Source organism: Mucilaginibacter sp. NFX135, assembly GCF_048565145.1.
Lineage (GTDB): Bacteria > Bacteroidota > Bacteroidia > Sphingobacteriales > Sphingobacteriaceae > Mucilaginibacter.
Window position 1 is genome coordinate 3170095 of sequence record NZ_CP183412.1, and the last position, 16663, is coordinate 3186757.

Here is a 16663-nt window from a genome sequence, read left to right on the forward strand (position 1 = left end):
GACGAAAACCCACCTTGAAGTAACAAATGAAATAGAACTGCATTCTGCAGTGCTGACGATCGTTGCGCTACACGTTCGTTGTGAGTAATTAATAAATAATACACGTATGCTAAACTTTATTAATTTATGCGAATTTCTACAAAACCATGGGTTTTGGATCTTGAAACCCACATTAACCTGAAAAGGAGTTTTAGATATATCCGTTACCAGGTGTGCAAATCTTTGCTTTTGTTGTTAGTTATCACCTGTAGTTTATATAACCAGGTAAATGCGGCAACACCAGCCGAAACAATGAACGCGCAAAAAACAGCAACGATTGCTTCATTTGTGCTTTCGGGTACTGTTGTTGATGAAAAGGATGAGATATTGCCTGGAGCAACAGTTAAAGTGATAGGCAGTGCAAAAGGAACTATTACCGATGTATACGGGAAGTTCCTGATTGAAGTGCCCAGCGAAAGCGACTCGATATCTGTAACATTTGTTGGATACAAAACCCAGCATATCCGGGTAGGCAACCACCGCACCATGCGAATAAAACTGGTGCCTGATGAAGCTGGCCGGAAGTTAAATGATGTAGTTGTTGTTGGCTTTGGTACACAGAAAAAGGTGTCAGTTACCGGAGCCGTATCAACTGTAAAGATCTCCGATCTGCAGCAGGTATCAACACCTTCATTGTCCAACGCAATAGGTGGCCGGCTGCCGGGTATTATAACCAGGCAAAGCTCTGGCGAACCTGGTTACGATGCTTCGAGCGTGTATATCCGGGGCTTCGGTACCACATCTGGCGGAAGAGCTCCATTGGTGCTGGTTGACGGGGTGGAGCGGGATATGAATAATCTCAATATACAGGAGGTTGAAAGCTTTTCGGTATTGAAGGATGCTTCGGCTACTGCGGTCTACGGTATACGCGGTGCCAATGGTGTTATTCTTATCAATACCAAAAGAGGTGCTGAGGGGCGGCCAAAAGTAACTTTCCGTACAGAAACTGCTATGCTGACAGCCTTGCGCCTGCCTGATTTTATTAATAGTTATGAGTATGCAACATTAGCCAACGAAGCCATGGCCAATGTGGGAAAGCCCGCTTTTTTTACACCGGCCGAGGTACAAAAATACAAAGACCATTCCGACTCGTTTTTGTATCCGGATGTTAACTGGATTGACGCCACGTTGAAAAAGAACACGCTTCAAACCATCAATAATTTAAGCCTGCAGGGTGGCAATCAAACTTTTAAATATTTTACCAATGTTGGTTACACCATTCAGGATGGTATTTATAAGGAAGATCCTACCATTCCATACCCTACCAATACCAGTGTAAAGCGTTATAATTTCCGCTCAAATGTGGATGTCAGCTTATCTAAAAGTTTTTCCATAGCGCTTAATGTAGGGGGCATTATATCCAACGGTAATTATCCAGGTTCAAGTGCCGGTGTTATCTATGATGCTTTAAATTATACTCCAAATAACAGTTACCCTTTTAAAAACCCCGATGGTTCTATCCCCGGAAAAGGTACGTTCCTGTCCGAAAGTCCCTATACCCGCACTACGCAGGAAGGTTATCAAAAGCAATTCCGCACTACGCTACAAAGCTCACTGGGTACAAAGTGGGATCTGTCTTCACTGATCACTCCCGGCTTATCTCTTAATGGGTTGTTTTCCTATGACTATTATAACCAAACAGATAATGTGCGCCATAAAATACCAAGCACTTATCAGTACCTGGGTAAAGATGCTAACGGTAAAGATCAATATAAGCTGATCCAGACGGAAACAGCATTAGGGTTCTATTACGGCAGCGCCTCAAATCGTGCGGTTTACCTGGAAACATCAATTAATTACGACCGCAAATTCGGCAAAAGTTCGGTAAGCGGCCTTTTGCTGGGTAACAGGCGCGAATACATCAACCTTACAGCGGCTAACTCGCTTGATAATATTCCTTTCCGCAGACAGGGTTTAGCAAGCAGGGTAACGTATGATTATGATTCACGCTACCTGCTGGAATTTAATGGAGGGTATAACGGATCTGAGAATTTTCCGGCCGGTAAGCGGTATGGATTCTTCCCTTCCGGGGCTTTTGGCTGGATCATATCCAATGAGAAATTCTGGAATAAGAATGTGGTCAGTTCCTTAAAGATCAGAGGGTCATACGGAAAGGTTGGTAACGATCAGATCGGTGGCTCACGGTTTCTGTTCCAGACCACCATTAATAAAAATGCCGATAATTATCCTTTTGGCTCCAGCCAGGCTTATCCCACAGGTGCCTTTGCCGAAAGCCGCATTGGTAATGAAGATATCAGCTGGGAAACATCAACCAAAGCCAACCTGGGTTTAGATATGGAAATGTTTAACGGTAAGGTGGTATTACAGGTTGATGCTTTTAGGGAACACCGTACCGGTATATTGCTGCAGCGCCAGCAGATTCCCAGTTCGGCTGGTTTTGGTGGCAATATCCCTTATGCCAACCTGGGTATTGTTAATAACAAAGGTGTTGATGGTAATATACAGATTAGGAACCGGACAGCAGGTGGTTTCTACTATGCATTCCAGGCCAATTTTACTTATGCTCGCAACAAAATAATAGAGGACGATTCGCCGGTGAAGCCATTGGCATATCAGAATTCAAGAGGCCAGAGTATCGATCGCCCATATGGCTATATCGCCGCAGGCCTGTTTAAAGATCAGCAGGATATTGACAATAGCCCGTCACAAACGCAGTTACAATCTATTATCCGTCCCGGCGACATTAAATATAAGGACCTCAATGGCGACGGGAAGATAACCACAGATGACCAAACCTACTTTGGTTATGCCCGCAACCCCGAAATTATGTATGGTTTTGGCGTAACACTGGGGTATAAGAGTTTTGATATCAGCGTGTTCTTTACGGGTGCTGCCCGCTCCACCTTCTTTTTAGGGGGCAGGCCGGTTTGGGCATTTATGGATGGCGTAGGTAACTATAATGTGATCAAAGAATACTACGATAACCGGTGGATCCCGGGCGCAAATAATGCCAACGCTAAATACCCTTCTGTTATCGATGTGAAAAACACCAATAACTATGTCACCAATACGCTATATGCAGCAAATGGCAATTATCTGCGTCTTAAATCGGCCGAAATAGGTTACAACATACCCAAAAGCTTTTCACAAAAAGTGGGTGTAAGCAACGCACGCTTTTTTGTTAACGGAACCAATTTATTGCTTTGGGATCACTTGAAGGTGATTGATCCTGAACAGGACAATAGTAATGGTGTGAGTTTCGGCGGATATCCGCAGGTACGTACACTCAACTTGGGTCTGCAGGTTACTTTTTAAACACATTTAATTAATAGTATTATGAAATTACTTGTAAAATCAGTTATGATCATGTTGTTGCTTTTTGTAGCAGCATCCTGTAAAAAAGATTTTTTGAATAAAGCGCCGGATGACGACCTGACCATTGATAAGGTTTTTGCCAATCGGGATTATGCACAGAGTTTCCTGAGTAATATTTATGCTTCCTTACCAAAAGAGCACCGGCAGGTTGACAACGATACAAAAGGTAACCCTTACATAGGCGCATCTGATGAGATGGATCAGTTTTACGCCATCTCTTTTTCAAACAGCATGAACGCGGGTTCATGGAACCCGACATCTTATGGCAATAACATTCCAGATCCCTGGACCGAAAATTATAACGCCATTCGTAAAACCAATATTTTTATTGAAAACATTGATAAGGTGCCGCTTGATGATTTCTTTACCGATGCTTTGCGGGCCAGATTAAAAGGGGAAGCTCTTTTTCTGCGTGCCTACTTTCATTTTTTACTGATCAGGGTTTATGGCCCGGTACCTATTTCAGATCATAGCATATCACTTTCCGCGGACCTGAAAAGTATCAGGCGAGATCCAATAGATAAATGTGTTGCCTTTATCGCTTCGGAATGTGATAAAGCCGCTGCATTACTTCCGGCACGTATTACTTCTGATGCCGAATATGGCAGGCCGGCAAAATCTGTTTGCCTGGCTTTAAAAGCCAGAACATTGCTTTATATGGCCAGTCCATTATGGAACGGAAACCCGGATTACACCGGTTTGGTTGATGATAAGGGGACACATTTATTCCCGGCTTTTGCCGCCTCACGCTGGCAAGATGCAGCTAATGCTGCCAAAACCTGCATTGACCAGACTGAGGCTGCGGGATACGGGCTTTATACCTCGGCAACTAATGACCCGGTTAAAAATTACCAGGAACTATTTTACGCAAATAACAATAAAGAAGCTTTTTTCTCTTATAACGCTGGCTTATTTAATGACCATGACGTGTATAGTGAGCCACTGAGCTTATTGGGTTTTACCTTGAATGCGCCGACTCAAGATCTGGTTGATGATTATGAAATGGCCAATGGCACCCGACCTATAACCGGTTATAATGCCGATCATACACCGATCATCAATCCCGAATCGGGTTATACCGAAACAGGTTTTACCGACGTGGCCGATCCCGGGGGTAAATATGTAGCAGGTACCAGTAACATGTATGTTAACCGCGATCCGCGTTTTTACGCTACCATTCATTTCTCGGGCGATATATGGAAAACCCGTACACAGGGCCTGGAATTTTGGTTTAACGGGGCCGACGGCAAAAAGGCCGCTGGCTCAGGAAATTATTCTAAAACAGGTTACCTCGTGAAAAAATTATGTAACCCAAGTTTTGTTTGGCGGCCGGTAGTACAGCCGGTATTGCGCACCTGGGTTCTTTTTAGGCTGGGCGAACAGTATTTGAACTATGCAGAGGCCTTGAATGAAGCACAGGGGCCCGTAGGCGATGTATACCGGTATGTCAATCTGATCAGGGCCCGTTCGGGGATGCCGGGGTTGCCAGGCGGGCTTTCGCAAAGCGATATGCGCGAGCGTATCCATCATGAACGCCGTATTGAGCTGGCATTTGAAACACAGCGTTATTTCGATTGCCATCGCTGGAAAATAGCCGAACAAACCGATAATACCTACATCTATGGTATGAACATTCAGGCGGGTGCATCAAAAACCGACCCTGCCTTTTTCGTTAGAACAATAGTTGAAAAACGCGTTTTTGAAAAGAAACATTACTTATGGCCAATGCAAAAACGCGAAACAGATAAAAATCCAAACCTGGTACAAAACCCGGGTTGGTAATGTTTAGTTGGTTAGTTTAATACCGGGGGCGAGCCCCGGTATTATTACTTACTTAATAATATTTATATGAACAGATCATTTACGATAATCACATTATTATTAATTCTTGGCGTTTGTCCCCTTAGGATAAAGGCACAGCAGCTTTATGAGCTTCCGCCAGATGCCGAAACACGTTGGGTAAGCTTTGAGAACCGCACCGGCGATAAAGGCAAGGGCGGCATGGAAAATAAGGGGGCTAAAGGCCATCCCAGCGAATGGATAAATGCCGGTAAAAGTGTTACCCTGCTTGATTTTGAAGGTGCCGGCATTGTCAACCGTATCTGGATGACCATTATTGACCGTAACCCGGAAGCCTTGCGTGCTATCCATATTGAAATGTATTGGGATGGTGCCGCAAAACCGGCTGTGTCAGCTCCTTTAGGTGATTTTTTTGGGATCGGTCTTGGAAGAATGACTGCTTTTCAGAGTGCTTTGTTTAGCGATCCTGAAGGGAAATCATTCAACTGCTATGTGCCTATGCCTTTTAAAAAGCATGCCCGTATCATGCTGGTTAATGAATCGAAACAAAACCAGTTGTTATTTTATGATGTGGATTTGATCAAGGTAAAAAAACACCCTAAAGATATAGCCTACTTTCATGCTTATTGGAGTAATAGCAGTGGCGTTGGACTGGGCAGCGATTTTGAGATATTACCCCGGGTAAACGGCAAAGGCCGGTTTCTGGGTACAAATATTGGTGTAGTGGCCGATAAAGTATATGGTGATACCTGGTTTGGGGAAGGTGAAGTAAAAACCTTTCTTGACGGGGATCGGAAGTACCCGACTTTAGCCGGCACAGGCACGGAAGATTATATTGGCTCCGCCTGGAATCTGGGTCCGTTTTCGCAATTATATCAGGGAGCAACCGTAGTTGATAAACAAAACAAAAAATTTGCTTTTTATAGGTATCATATACCCGATCCGATCTACTTTCATTCCGATTGCCGGGTAACTATTCAGCAAATAGGAGGGGCCGGGCGCGATCTGATCAGAGCGATTGCCCGGGCAGGAGGTAGGGTGAAACCCATTTCGGTTGGGACGTCAAAAAGTTTGATCAAACTACTGGATAACCCCGATTATCCGGATCTTTTTGATGATAAGTTCCCCGCGGATGAATGGGTGAATTTTTACCGTGTTGATAACTATTCGGCCACGGCATACTTTTACCTGGACAAGCCCGAAAGTAATTTGCCACCCCTGGCTCCATTGGCCGAAAGGATAAAGGGGTTATAAAATAAATGTATTTTTATTTTGATCAGCTATTGGAATGTTAATTGTAAAATTTTAAATTTGAATACGCATTCATAAATAATACATGTTTATGATATAAGTATGCTAAGCTTCCTGATCTGTCTGAGGTCATAAAACCTAATTGAAAAATGAAGGAGTCAATAATGATAAAATATCAATAGCGTTTTTGTATAAGAAAATTAAAAATGACTACGTATTCAAAATGAAAATATCCTCTATTCTATGCTTCGTAAAGAGATGTCATGCTGAACTTGTTTCAGTACCTCACATGCAGAGTAGGCAACTGTGTATGCGAACTACTAATCAGATGGGATCCCGAAATAAATCCGGGATGACTTCAGGGATTTATCCATTCGTAATTAATTCCCTAAATTAATTATCAAAAAAACAATATGAATTGGAACCAACCGGATATTTGGATAGTGGCAGGGTACCTGGCATTAATGTTTGCCTTATCGCTGTGGCACCGGCGCTTTGCATCAGCCAACCTCGAAAACTTTTTTCTGGGTGGCCGAAAGATACCGGGATGGCTAAATGGCATATCGTATACCGCCGCGCTGGTTAGTCCGGATGCGGCAACCGGTTATGGTGGCCTGGCCGTAGTAACGGGAGCTTTTATATCCTGGTGGTATTTGAGCCGGTTCGGACTGGCATTATTTATCGGCGGAGTGCTGTTTGCTGTTTTTTGGAGGCGTTTAAACTTATTTACATCACTTGAATTTTATGGGTTAAGATTCCCCGCAAGGGCAGCATCGGCCATGAGGATATGGATAGCCATACGCACCTCGCTTATCGCGATGCCTGCCTGGACAGGGATCACCTTGCTGGCTGCCTTTAAGATCATGGGACCGGCGTTTGGGTTAACCAAAATAGAAACGCTGTACCTGGTAGTGCCGGTTTCATTTCTGTTTGTTTTCTTTTCGGGTTATAAGGGAGTGGTGATCTCGAACCTTATCCAGATGAGTATTTTCTTTATTGGCACCATTACCCTGGCCGGACTCACGCTGGCTCATTTTGGCGGACCTGCGGCGATGACGTCTGCTATAAGTCATGTGTTTGGCGCTACCCATCCCGAAATGTTGCAGATGACACCACCTGTTAAACATGATGTATTCCCACTGGCGGCTGCTATGGCCTGGATGTTTGGTCAAAGTATAGGCTACGGCGGCGATGCCGCGCCTATGGGGGGTGCTATGGAGGGACAACGCATTCTTTCAACCCGCACACCATCAGAGGCGCTGACCATGTATGTGGTCGCAGCTATCACCATGTTTATTTTATTGCTGCTGGTTACGCTGCCCAGTATCTCGGCGGCGGTGATATGGCCTGAGTTGCGCAATGCCGGCGCCGACCGGGAGCTGGTATACGGCCGCCTGATGAAGGAGATGCTGCCGCACGGCGCCATGGGACTGCTGGTGGCGGCTATGATGGCGGCTACGATGTCGGTAGTAGGTGATAACCTGAACTTTGGCAGCCAGGTGCTGGTAAGTGATATTTATCGTAAGTGGTTTGTACGCACAGCCAGCGAAAAACACTATATGCTGATGGGCAAAGTGGGTATGGCCATTATCATATCCCTGGCCATTGCTGTGGTATTTAACGTGAGCATCATTACAGATGTAGCCATATTTATGCTGCAGCTTAGCGCCGCCGAACTGCCTGCCAACTGGGCACAATGGTGGTGGTGGCGGTTTAACGGTCCGGCCCGGGTAGCCGCTTCATTTGGTGGGGCAGGTATATTTTGCCTGGTGGTATTGGGGCCAAAGCTGTTGTTGTTTATGGGTGTTGCCTCGGCGCAAAAGCTGATGCTACCCTGGTACTGGTCAACCTTATTGGTAATGGGGCTTACTACCATCCTCTGGATAAGCGTTGCTTTGTTGACCAAACCCGATCCTGATATATTACTAAACGACTTTTATCAACGGGTTCATCCATTAGGTTTCTGGAAATCATTCCGGGTAAAACATGGTTCAAAACCACTTACTAATATTGTTAAACCCATATTTCGTGGCTTGGGTGTGGCGGTTATCGGCTTCGCGGCAACATCTTTATTGATACAGGGGCTCACGGAGGCATGGTTCGGACATTACTACAGGAGCATGGGTGAGTTGGCGGTATGCGCTATACTGTTCATCATATTTAAACGGACAGCCAAAGCTTATCTGGCTTACCTGGCCATCCGCACGGCGGAGAACACCGAAATGCCAAAATCAATCTTAACTGTAATCGAATAAAATCTTTAAAAAATTAATAAAAATCAACACGCTAAAAAATTTATGAGAGCAAAAAAAGAGTTCAGATCAAAAGACGAACATGTGCTATATCTTGGCGACTGGGTATTTCACGTTGGCCCTACATTTATCGAAACCCCCTTTGGAACAGAAACAAAAGATGCCGACCTGCATTTCTACGGCGAACGCCTGACCGAGGCCCTGGAGCATCACGTTGATGTTACCCCTTTAGCCAATTGGGAATTATATCGTTTGGAACCTGGCAAACTGGAAGAGTATCTGGAGCAATCTGTTTCCCTGATCATTAGCGATGTTGAAGCCAAATGTTTTCATCTGTACCCAAGTTTTTTTGACCGTGCCAGGCGCGAAAACAAAGTAGTAACCTTTCCCGACAGGCTAAACGTGATCAAAGACTGGATCAGCGATGGCGGCGGTATGATGATGCTGGGCGGTTGGTTATCCTTTAGCGGCGTGCAGGCCAAATCGGGTTGGGGCAGGAGCAGTCTGAAAGATGCCTTACCGGTTGATTGTTTACTGGTCGAGGATCTGGTGGAGTCATCAGCCGGGTTTACAGCCGAAGTTCTGGTGCCTGATCATCCTGCAGTAAAGGGCCTGGCATGGGATAAATTCCCGCCCATATTTGGTTATAACGAGGTAAACGAAAAGTCAGAGGGACAAGTGCTGGTGCGCGTAAAAGAAACCGGCCATCCCTTGGTAGTAGTGGGCGAATATGGTAAGGGTAGGGTGTTAACCTACATGTCTGATCCGGCTCCGCACTGGGGTATCAATTTTGAGTTATGGGCCGATTATGACAAATTCTGGCAGCAATCTTTAAACTGGGTTAAAAAGAAAAATAAATAAATGACCCCATCACCATTACTTGTGGGAACCTCGGTTACTGATATCACCCCACCGCTCGAAGTTGGGTTATTAACCTCTTCGATAAACGGATTATATGAGCCATTTGAATCGGTAAGACTGCCTCTAAAAGCACGGGTGCTGGTATTTCGTTTGGGTGCCGAGCTCATTGCTCTTGTATCCGCTGATCTGTTGGCGCTAAATGATACCGCAGTTGACGGATGGGATAACTTTAAACAAGGCATGACTGATATTATCGACGGGGATAAGATTATTTTTACCTATACCCATACCCATAATGCGCCTGAATCCGTGGCCCTGTCAAACTTATATCAAACAGAGATTTATCAATTTTGGCTGGCACGGGTACAGTTCAGGATTCGGGAAGCTATAAAGACTGCCATGGTAGCCATGCAGCCATGTACACTATCTGTTTTTTACAATAAGTTGGATGGCTTTTCCATGCAGCGCCGTATAAAAACCACCAATGGTATCGTCATGTCTGATAGTATCCAGCCCATAGCTCCAGAATTGCTTGATCTGCCTCCGGTTGACCATCGCGTTAAAACCGTTCGCTTTTATAATGATAAAGGGGATAGCGTAGCTACTATGGTTCATGCTATATGCCATCCGGTGCATGAAATGTGTCTGAAACATATCTCAGCTGAGTTCCCCGGCGAAATGTGCATAGAAATGGAACGTTCTGCTCAAAACGGAATGCCTTTGTTTTTAAATGGTGCAGCTGGTGATACTAATCCACCAACGGTTTCCATGGGGCCTGATTACGCGCGGGAACATGGCATGGCCCTGGCCAAAGTTGCTCAAAACGATGAAAACGGATTAAAAATAAATAGCTCAGTTTTTGCATTTACCCGTAGTAAAGTGCAGCTGCCTGTAAGGGAGGGTTCGGGAATTACCAATGATAAGGATGCCCTGGCCCGCTTTAGCGCTATCAGAATAGGTGAACTGGCGATGGTTTTTTTACCCGGCGAACCCTTTGTAGAAACCGCGTTAGATATTGAAGACAGATCGCCCTTTACCTATACCATAGTTGTGGCTTATGCCGAAAATAATATTGGTTATATCCCAACGGAAGAAGCGCTTAAACTGGGAGGCTATGAAGCAGGACCGGGTAAATGGTCGTACATGGAAGCGGGAACCGACAAGGTGATCATTAAAGAGGCTCTGCGCTTGTTAAATGAATTGTATAACAGATAAATACCGGCAACAGCTGATCGAAAACAGTAACGATAAACATTATGAAAATAAATACAACCATAAAAAGTATGATTTGGATCTGCATCTTGCTGATCAGTACCGCTATCCAGTGTATTGCAAAGGGTGCGGACCTGTATTTTTACGGCAGCGAGAAAAACGACCTTTATCAATTGCTGAAGCGTGAGGGTTTCAGCATAAAAAAATACAACACCCCACAGGCAGCGGTAAATGCAGCTACCCAGGGATCTGGAGTGTTTATTATTGCCTCAGCCTATCCCAAAACAGACCCGGTTAACAGGATCAGTCAACAACTGCTCGATCAGGCCAGTAAAAAAGGGATCAAATTATATGTGGAATACCCTTCATCATTCCCGGGTTTAACTATTCCTGAAAAACCGATTGAAACCCATTTGGAACGTGCCGTGATAACCGAAGACGTTTTTGGCGATAACCTAAAACCGATGGCCCTGTTTGCAGTGCAGAACAGTTTTATATTACCAGTTGAGGTTAATAAACCGCTCATTGTACTGGCCAAAGTAGTTGGTTTTGATAAAGCCGAATATGGGCTTAAGGATACTAAAGCCTATCCCTTACTCTTTGAGCAAGGCGGGGCACTGGTAAGCATGACTGGTCTTAGCAATTTTGAAACCGGCCGATACGGTCCGCAGCAATCTATCAAAACTGTATGGAAATACATCTTATCGCGTATAACGGGTAATCAGAATATTAACCTGGATAAATGGATAGAAGATGTAAAACCGATGTTTAACCGCGATGAGCCATTACCTGCTAATGCCCGTTTAACCACCATCAAAAAAGGAGCGCAATGGTTTAATAACGGCCGGTTTTTTATCGACCACAGTTGGAAAGCCGACTGGCTGAAACATGACGGATCTAACAACACCGAGCCGCTTGGTCCGCCGGTAAGTCAAAGTAAACCAAGTGGCGATGGTAGTCTGGGCATAATTGAAGGACATACATCTACTATTTATTATGATGGCAGCCAGCAGTACCGTTACTGGATGCGTGCCGATGTGCAGGGTGAGGTGAGTATGGCTATGGCCGCAGCGGGCAGTTTACTAAACAATAAGGAATATCAAACAAAATCGGCCAATTTGGTCAATTATCTGTTCAAAACCTCCAACCTGCGTGCGGGTAATAAAAATAATCCCAACAGCCCTGCTTATGGCCTTTTAGGCTGGTCGACGCCCAACGCGGTAACTTTTTATGGCGATGATAATTCCAGGGCTATACTGGGCGCTATAGCCGCGGCATCGTACCTGCATACCGATAAATGGGACAAGGAGTTAACCGAGGCCATCATAGCTAATTTCAGAACAACAGGTAAACAAGGGTTTCGTGGTGAGCGGCTGGAAGAAGCGGATATCATTAAAAATGGCTGGCAATATTATTACAATCGCAATCTGGTGCATGAATCACCACATTTTGAATCTTGGATGTGGGCCTGCTATTTATGGCTGTATAGTAAAACCGGTTATGCTCCTCTGCTGGATAGAACGAAATCAGCTATCAAAATTACGATGGATGGCTACCCCGATCAATGGAAGTGGGGGAGCAGTATGCAAACCCAGCGTGCCCGCATGATATTGCCGCTGGCCTGGCTGGTACGGATAGAAGATACGCCGGAACACCGCCAATGGCTGGATAAAATGGTAAATGAAATATTAAAATATCAGGATGCAAGTGGCGCTATACAGGAAGAATTAGGCAAGGGCAAAGGCATGTTCAAAGCGTTGAACAGTAATGCCGATTACGGGACAGACGAAGGTTCGCTCATCTTTAAAAATGGCGAAAAAGCGTCCTGTATGCTGTATACCTGCAACTTCGCGCTGTTTAGTTTAAATGAAGCATACAGGGCTACAGGAGATAAAAAATATAAAGGAGCAGTTGATAAATTATCTGATTTTTTAACCCGCATACAAGTACAAAGCACCAAACATCATGATCTGGATGGGGCATGGATGCGTGCCTTTGATTATGGGCGCTGGGACTACTGGGCATCTAACTCAGACGCAGGCTGGGGGGCCTGGTGTACACTAACCGGCTGGATCCAAAGCTGGATAGTGACTTCGCAGATCCAGATCGAACAAAAGAACAGCTTCTGGGAAGTAACTAAAAATTCGGCTATTAAAACCAAAGCAAAACCGGTGATTGAGCAAATGATGAAGTAGAAAAATACAGCCATGTCATTGTGAGCGATAGCGTGGCAATCTTATACTGTACAGGGAAGATCTGCATAGTTTGCGATTGCTTCGTCGTTCCTTCCTCGCAAAGACATGAGAGGGAATGGATGTCACCCTGAGCTTGTCGAAGGGCGTGCGCAGAGGCCACTTCACCATGCTTCGACGGGGGATGACACCCTTTTAAAAAATCAGAATTTAAAAACTAAAAACGTGAAAAAAAAGATACTTCATATTCTATCGTTTATCATGCTGATTGCCGTCTCAACAAGCGCGCAGATCTTAAATAATGACTTATCAGCTTTATCACAGATACAGCAAGGAGTAACTTCCAAACGAATTAGTAGTTATGACCGTACCGGCGGAACCGATGATTTTATACGGATAGCTAAAGACGAGAAAAAGACCATATTTGAAGTGAGGGGTGCAGGCATCATCAATCACATCTGGATAACCATGGCACCCGACCCCGGTACGCTGAGCCGTAACGATGTGATCATCAAAATGTATTGGGATGGTAATGAATATCCGTCAGTAATATCGCCCATAGGGCCTTTCTTCGGGCAAGGCTGGAATGAATCGTATCAATATAGCTCCCTACCACTTTCTGCAAGCCCAGTTGAGGGACGGGGTATGGTATGTTATTTTACCATGCCATTTAGTAACGGTGCACGTATTGAAATAGAAAATCAATCGGGCAGGAGGATAGATAACTTTTACTATAGTATTGACTACTTAACCATGAACAAGTTGCCCGCCGGCACCGGACGTTTTCATAGCTGGTATAATAAACAGTTAACCGACGCCTCTAAAACAGAAGGAGAAAACGAATGGGGTGTTTTTGGCAAGTCGGGTAACAATTTGAAGGGAGAAAGAAATTATGTTATTGCCGATATTAAAGGCAAGGGGCATTTTGTGGGTGTAAATTATTACGTCAATTCGCCAACACCAATGTGGTATGGTGAAGGTGATGAAATGATATTTATTGACGAAGCGACCTCACCTACGCTCAATGGTACCGGTACCGAGGATTATTTCAATACGGCATGGTGTCCTAAAACGGCTTTCTCCAATCCTTATTATGGTTATCCACGGGTAAATAATGATATCGGCTGGTTGGGGCGCACGCACCTGTATCGCTTCCATATTACCGATCCTTTATATTTTAATAAAGCCTTTAAGTTCACCATTGAGCATGGTCATAATAATGTGCTCACACTTGATCTGGCGAGTGTGGCATATTGGTACCAGGACGTGGCCACCCCGGTTCCGCCTATTCCCGATGCCGAGGCACGCAAGCCGATGTCATTGATTACCATTGGCGATATTCATCGCTGGCGTAACGAATGGCGTAAGAGTAAAGGTAATGATCCAAAACTGTGGGGCAATTAAACGCATCGGTATGGAATCATTAAAATATATCATCATCGCATTGTTATTGGCTTGCTCTTCGCGGTTATATGCCCAGGAAATGATGGACCTGACACAGGTTAAACACGACGTAAAATCAAAGCGGGTAAGCAGCTATGACCTGAGCGGTGATAATCACGATAACCTGCAGAATATCAAACCTGGCGAAAAACGGACGATCTTTAATGTGCAGGGCACGGGTATCATTAACCATATCTGGATCACGATGGCACCCGAGCCCCGGTTTTTGAGCCGCAATGATATCATTATTCGCATGTATTGGGATGGTAATGATTATCCTTCGGTTGAGTCACCTATCGGGCCGTTCTTTGGGCAAGGCTGGCAGGAATCATACCTGTTCACTTCAGCGCCCTTACTGGCCACACCAATGAATGGGAATGGGTTGGTAAGTTATTTTGCCATGCCGTTTGCTAAAGGGGCACGGATCGAGATCGAGAATCAATCGGGCCAGAATATCAATGCCTTTTATTTTTATGTGGATTACGTGGAAATGAAAAAGCTGCCCGCCAATACCGGCAGGTTTCATGCCTGGTACAATAAGCAACTCACCGGTCCGGTAGATAGCGTGGAAGATGAACACTGGATGTTTGGCCCTAATAAACCGAATAAATTAGGTAAGGACAATTATGTGATCGCCGATATTAAAGGCAAAGGACATTTTGTTGGTGTAAATTATTATGTGCATTCGCCTACACCATATTGGTATGGTGAGGGTGATGACATGATATTTATTGATGGCGATGAAAAGCCCGCGCTAAATGGAACCGGTACCGAAGACTATTTTAATACCTCATGGGGCGCTCCAAAAACACCTTATAGCACGCCGTATTTCGGTTACGCTAAAGTGAATAACGATATCGGCTTCCTTGGTAAAACACACATCTACCGGTTTAATGTTGCCGACCCAATTTACTTTGATCAATCCCTGAAATTTACCATAGAACATGGCAGCTCTAATGTAATGACACTTGATTTGGCCAGTGTGGCTTATTGGTACCAGGATAAGGCTGAACGTATACCACCCATTCCGGATGCAGCCGCACGGAAACCCATGCCCATGATTGGCCCGGTTGATATACACCGCTGGCGCAACGAATGGCGCAAAAGCAAGGGTAATGATCCAAAGCTGTGGGGCAATTAATGCAATTAGTATTTACCAAATATAGAGAACCTATGAAAACAGATTATAAAACGAGGATCATCAGTGTCATTAAAAACAATAGATTAATAAGACTGGCATTATTGATAATCCCTGTGATTATTATTTTATCATGTACTAAAAAAAACACTCAAAATATACCACCACCTGATCCGCCGGCTAAGATAACCACATTTAAAAACCCGTTAGTTAGTAGCGGTGCCGATCCATGGGTGATCAAGAGCGGCAACTCATTTTATTATATGAGTACTCAGGGATCCAATATCTCCATTACCAAAACTCCGGCAATTTCCGAACTGGGTAAAGCCAGTTCAACCGTAGTATGGACGCCTCCGTCAAGCGGAGCCAATTCCAGGAATATATGGGCACCCGAACTGCATTACCTGCAGGGTAAATGGTATTTATATTATACTGCCGGTGCATCTTCAGATCTGGGTACCCAACGCTGTTTTGTACTTGAAAACTCATCTGCAGAACCGTTAAATGGCACCTGGGCCGATAAAGGCAGGCTGTTTGATCCTAATGGTGATTTTTTTGCCATTGATGGTACTGTATTGGAGTATAAAAACAAGCTGTACTTTATCTGGAGCGGACAGATCTCCAAACAGGATATTACCCAGCGTATTTACATAGCCGAAATGGCCAATCCCTGGACGCTAAAAACTGCCAAAGTGCAGATCTGCGTGCCGGAATACGATTGGGAGAAAAAAGGATCGCCGGTTAACGAAGGTCCCGAAGTATTGCAAAATGCTGCCGGGCGGGTATTCCTGGTTTATTCGGGCAGCAGTTGCAATACGGATGATTATGGTCTGGGTATGCTCAGTCTTAAAGCTGATGGCGACCCGCTCAACCCGGCCGATTGGACTAAAAGCCCTGTGCCGGTATTCAGTAAGAGCATTGATAACAATGTATTTGGTCCCGGGCATAACGGTTTCTTTAAATCAAAAGATAACAAAGAGGATTGGATCATTTATCACGCCAACGCGCAAAGCGGCTTAGGTTGTGGGGGATCCAGGAGTCCGCGGATCCAGAAATTTACCTGGAACACGGACGGCACACCTAATTTTGGTGTACCCGTAAGTACCACCCAAAGCTTAACAAAACCTTCAGGAGAATAA

Annotated in this window: 10 protein-coding genes; all 10 read left to right on the forward strand. The window is 44.8% G+C overall.

Going from position 1 to position 16663, the window contains the following annotated elements:
- The first annotated feature begins 126 nt into the window (after positions 1-126).
- The 10 genes from ACNURT_RS13435 (at position 127) to ACNURT_RS13480 (ending at position 16663) form a co-directional block, all read left to right on the forward strand.
- Positions 127-3315 (forward strand): SusC/RagA family TonB-linked outer membrane protein, encoded by a 3189-nt coding sequence (locus ACNURT_RS13435; protein ID WP_419698105.1) that lies wholly within the window; start codon positions 127-129, stop codon positions 3313-3315.
- 21 nt (positions 3316-3336) lie between these two features.
- The gene (locus ACNURT_RS13440) at positions 3337-5157 is read left to right on the forward strand and encodes a RagB/SusD family nutrient uptake outer membrane protein (protein ID WP_419698106.1); all 1821 of its coding nucleotides are present in this window, start codon (positions 3337-3339) and stop codon (positions 5155-5157) included.
- 66 nt (positions 5158-5223) lie between these two features.
- The gene (locus ACNURT_RS13445) at positions 5224-6429 is read left to right on the forward strand and encodes a glycoside hydrolase family 172 protein (RefSeq protein ID WP_419698107.1); all 1206 of its coding nucleotides are present in this window, start codon (positions 5224-5226) and stop codon (positions 6427-6429) included.
- Between the two features lie 410 nt (positions 6430-6839).
- Positions 6840-8681, forward strand: a complete 1842-nt coding sequence (locus ACNURT_RS13450; protein ID WP_419698108.1) for a sodium:solute symporter family transporter — start codon at positions 6840-6842, stop codon at positions 8679-8681.
- A 42-nt stretch (positions 8682-8723) separates the two neighbouring features.
- A complete protein-coding gene (locus ACNURT_RS13455; protein ID WP_419698109.1) occupies positions 8724-9539 on the forward strand; it encodes a glutamine amidotransferase in 816 nt (271 codons plus the stop codon).
- Positions 9540-10754: a hypothetical protein gene (locus tag ACNURT_RS13460; protein ID WP_419698110.1), complete on the forward strand. Its 1215-nt coding sequence runs from the start codon at positions 9540-9542 to the stop codon at positions 10752-10754.
- 41 nt (positions 10755-10795) lie between these two features.
- Complete coding sequence (locus ACNURT_RS13465) at positions 10796-12946, forward strand: hypothetical protein (protein ID WP_419698111.1); 2151 nt, start codon at positions 10796-10798, stop codon at positions 12944-12946.
- 222 nt (positions 12947-13168) lie between these two features.
- Positions 13169-14347: a glycoside hydrolase family 172 protein gene (locus ACNURT_RS13470; protein WP_419698112.1), complete on the forward strand. Its 1179-nt coding sequence runs from the start codon at positions 13169-13171 to the stop codon at positions 14345-14347.
- A gap of 10 nt (positions 14348-14357) precedes the next feature.
- Positions 14358-15527, forward strand: coding sequence for a glycoside hydrolase family 172 protein (locus ACNURT_RS13475; RefSeq protein WP_419698113.1), 1170 nt, complete (start codon positions 14358-14360; stop codon positions 15525-15527).
- A 32-nt stretch (positions 15528-15559) separates the two neighbouring features.
- Entirely contained in the window at positions 15560-16663 is a 1104-nt protein-coding gene (locus tag ACNURT_RS13480; RefSeq protein WP_419698114.1) for a family 43 glycosylhydrolase, read from the forward strand.

Bases quoted from the DNA above. Each gene is read 5' to 3' on its own strand.
- ACNURT_RS13435 (WP_419698105.1), top strand. From the start codon at position 127: ATGCGAATTTCTACAAAACCATGGGTTTTGGATCTTGAAACCCACATT.
- ACNURT_RS13440 (WP_419698106.1), top strand. From the start codon at position 3,337: ATGAAATTACTTGTAAAATCAGTTATGATCATGTTGTTGCTTTTTGTA.
- ACNURT_RS13445 (WP_419698107.1), top strand. From the start codon at position 5,224: ATGAACAGATCATTTACGATAATCACATTATTATTAATTCTTGGCGTT.
- ACNURT_RS13450 (WP_419698108.1), top strand. From the start codon at position 6,840: ATGAATTGGAACCAACCGGATATTTGGATAGTGGCAGGGTACCTGGCA.
- ACNURT_RS13455 (WP_419698109.1), top strand. From the start codon at position 8,724: ATGAGAGCAAAAAAAGAGTTCAGATCAAAAGACGAACATGTGCTATAT.
- ACNURT_RS13460 (WP_419698110.1), top strand. From the start codon at position 9,540: ATGACCCCATCACCATTACTTGTGGGAACCTCGGTTACTGATATCACC.
- ACNURT_RS13465 (WP_419698111.1), top strand. From the start codon at position 10,796: ATGAAAATAAATACAACCATAAAAAGTATGATTTGGATCTGCATCTTG.
- ACNURT_RS13475 (WP_419698113.1), top strand. From the start codon at position 14,358: ATGGAATCATTAAAATATATCATCATCGCATTGTTATTGGCTTGCTCT.
- ACNURT_RS13480 (WP_419698114.1), top strand. From the start codon at position 15,560: ATGAAAACAGATTATAAAACGAGGATCATCAGTGTCATTAAAAACAAT.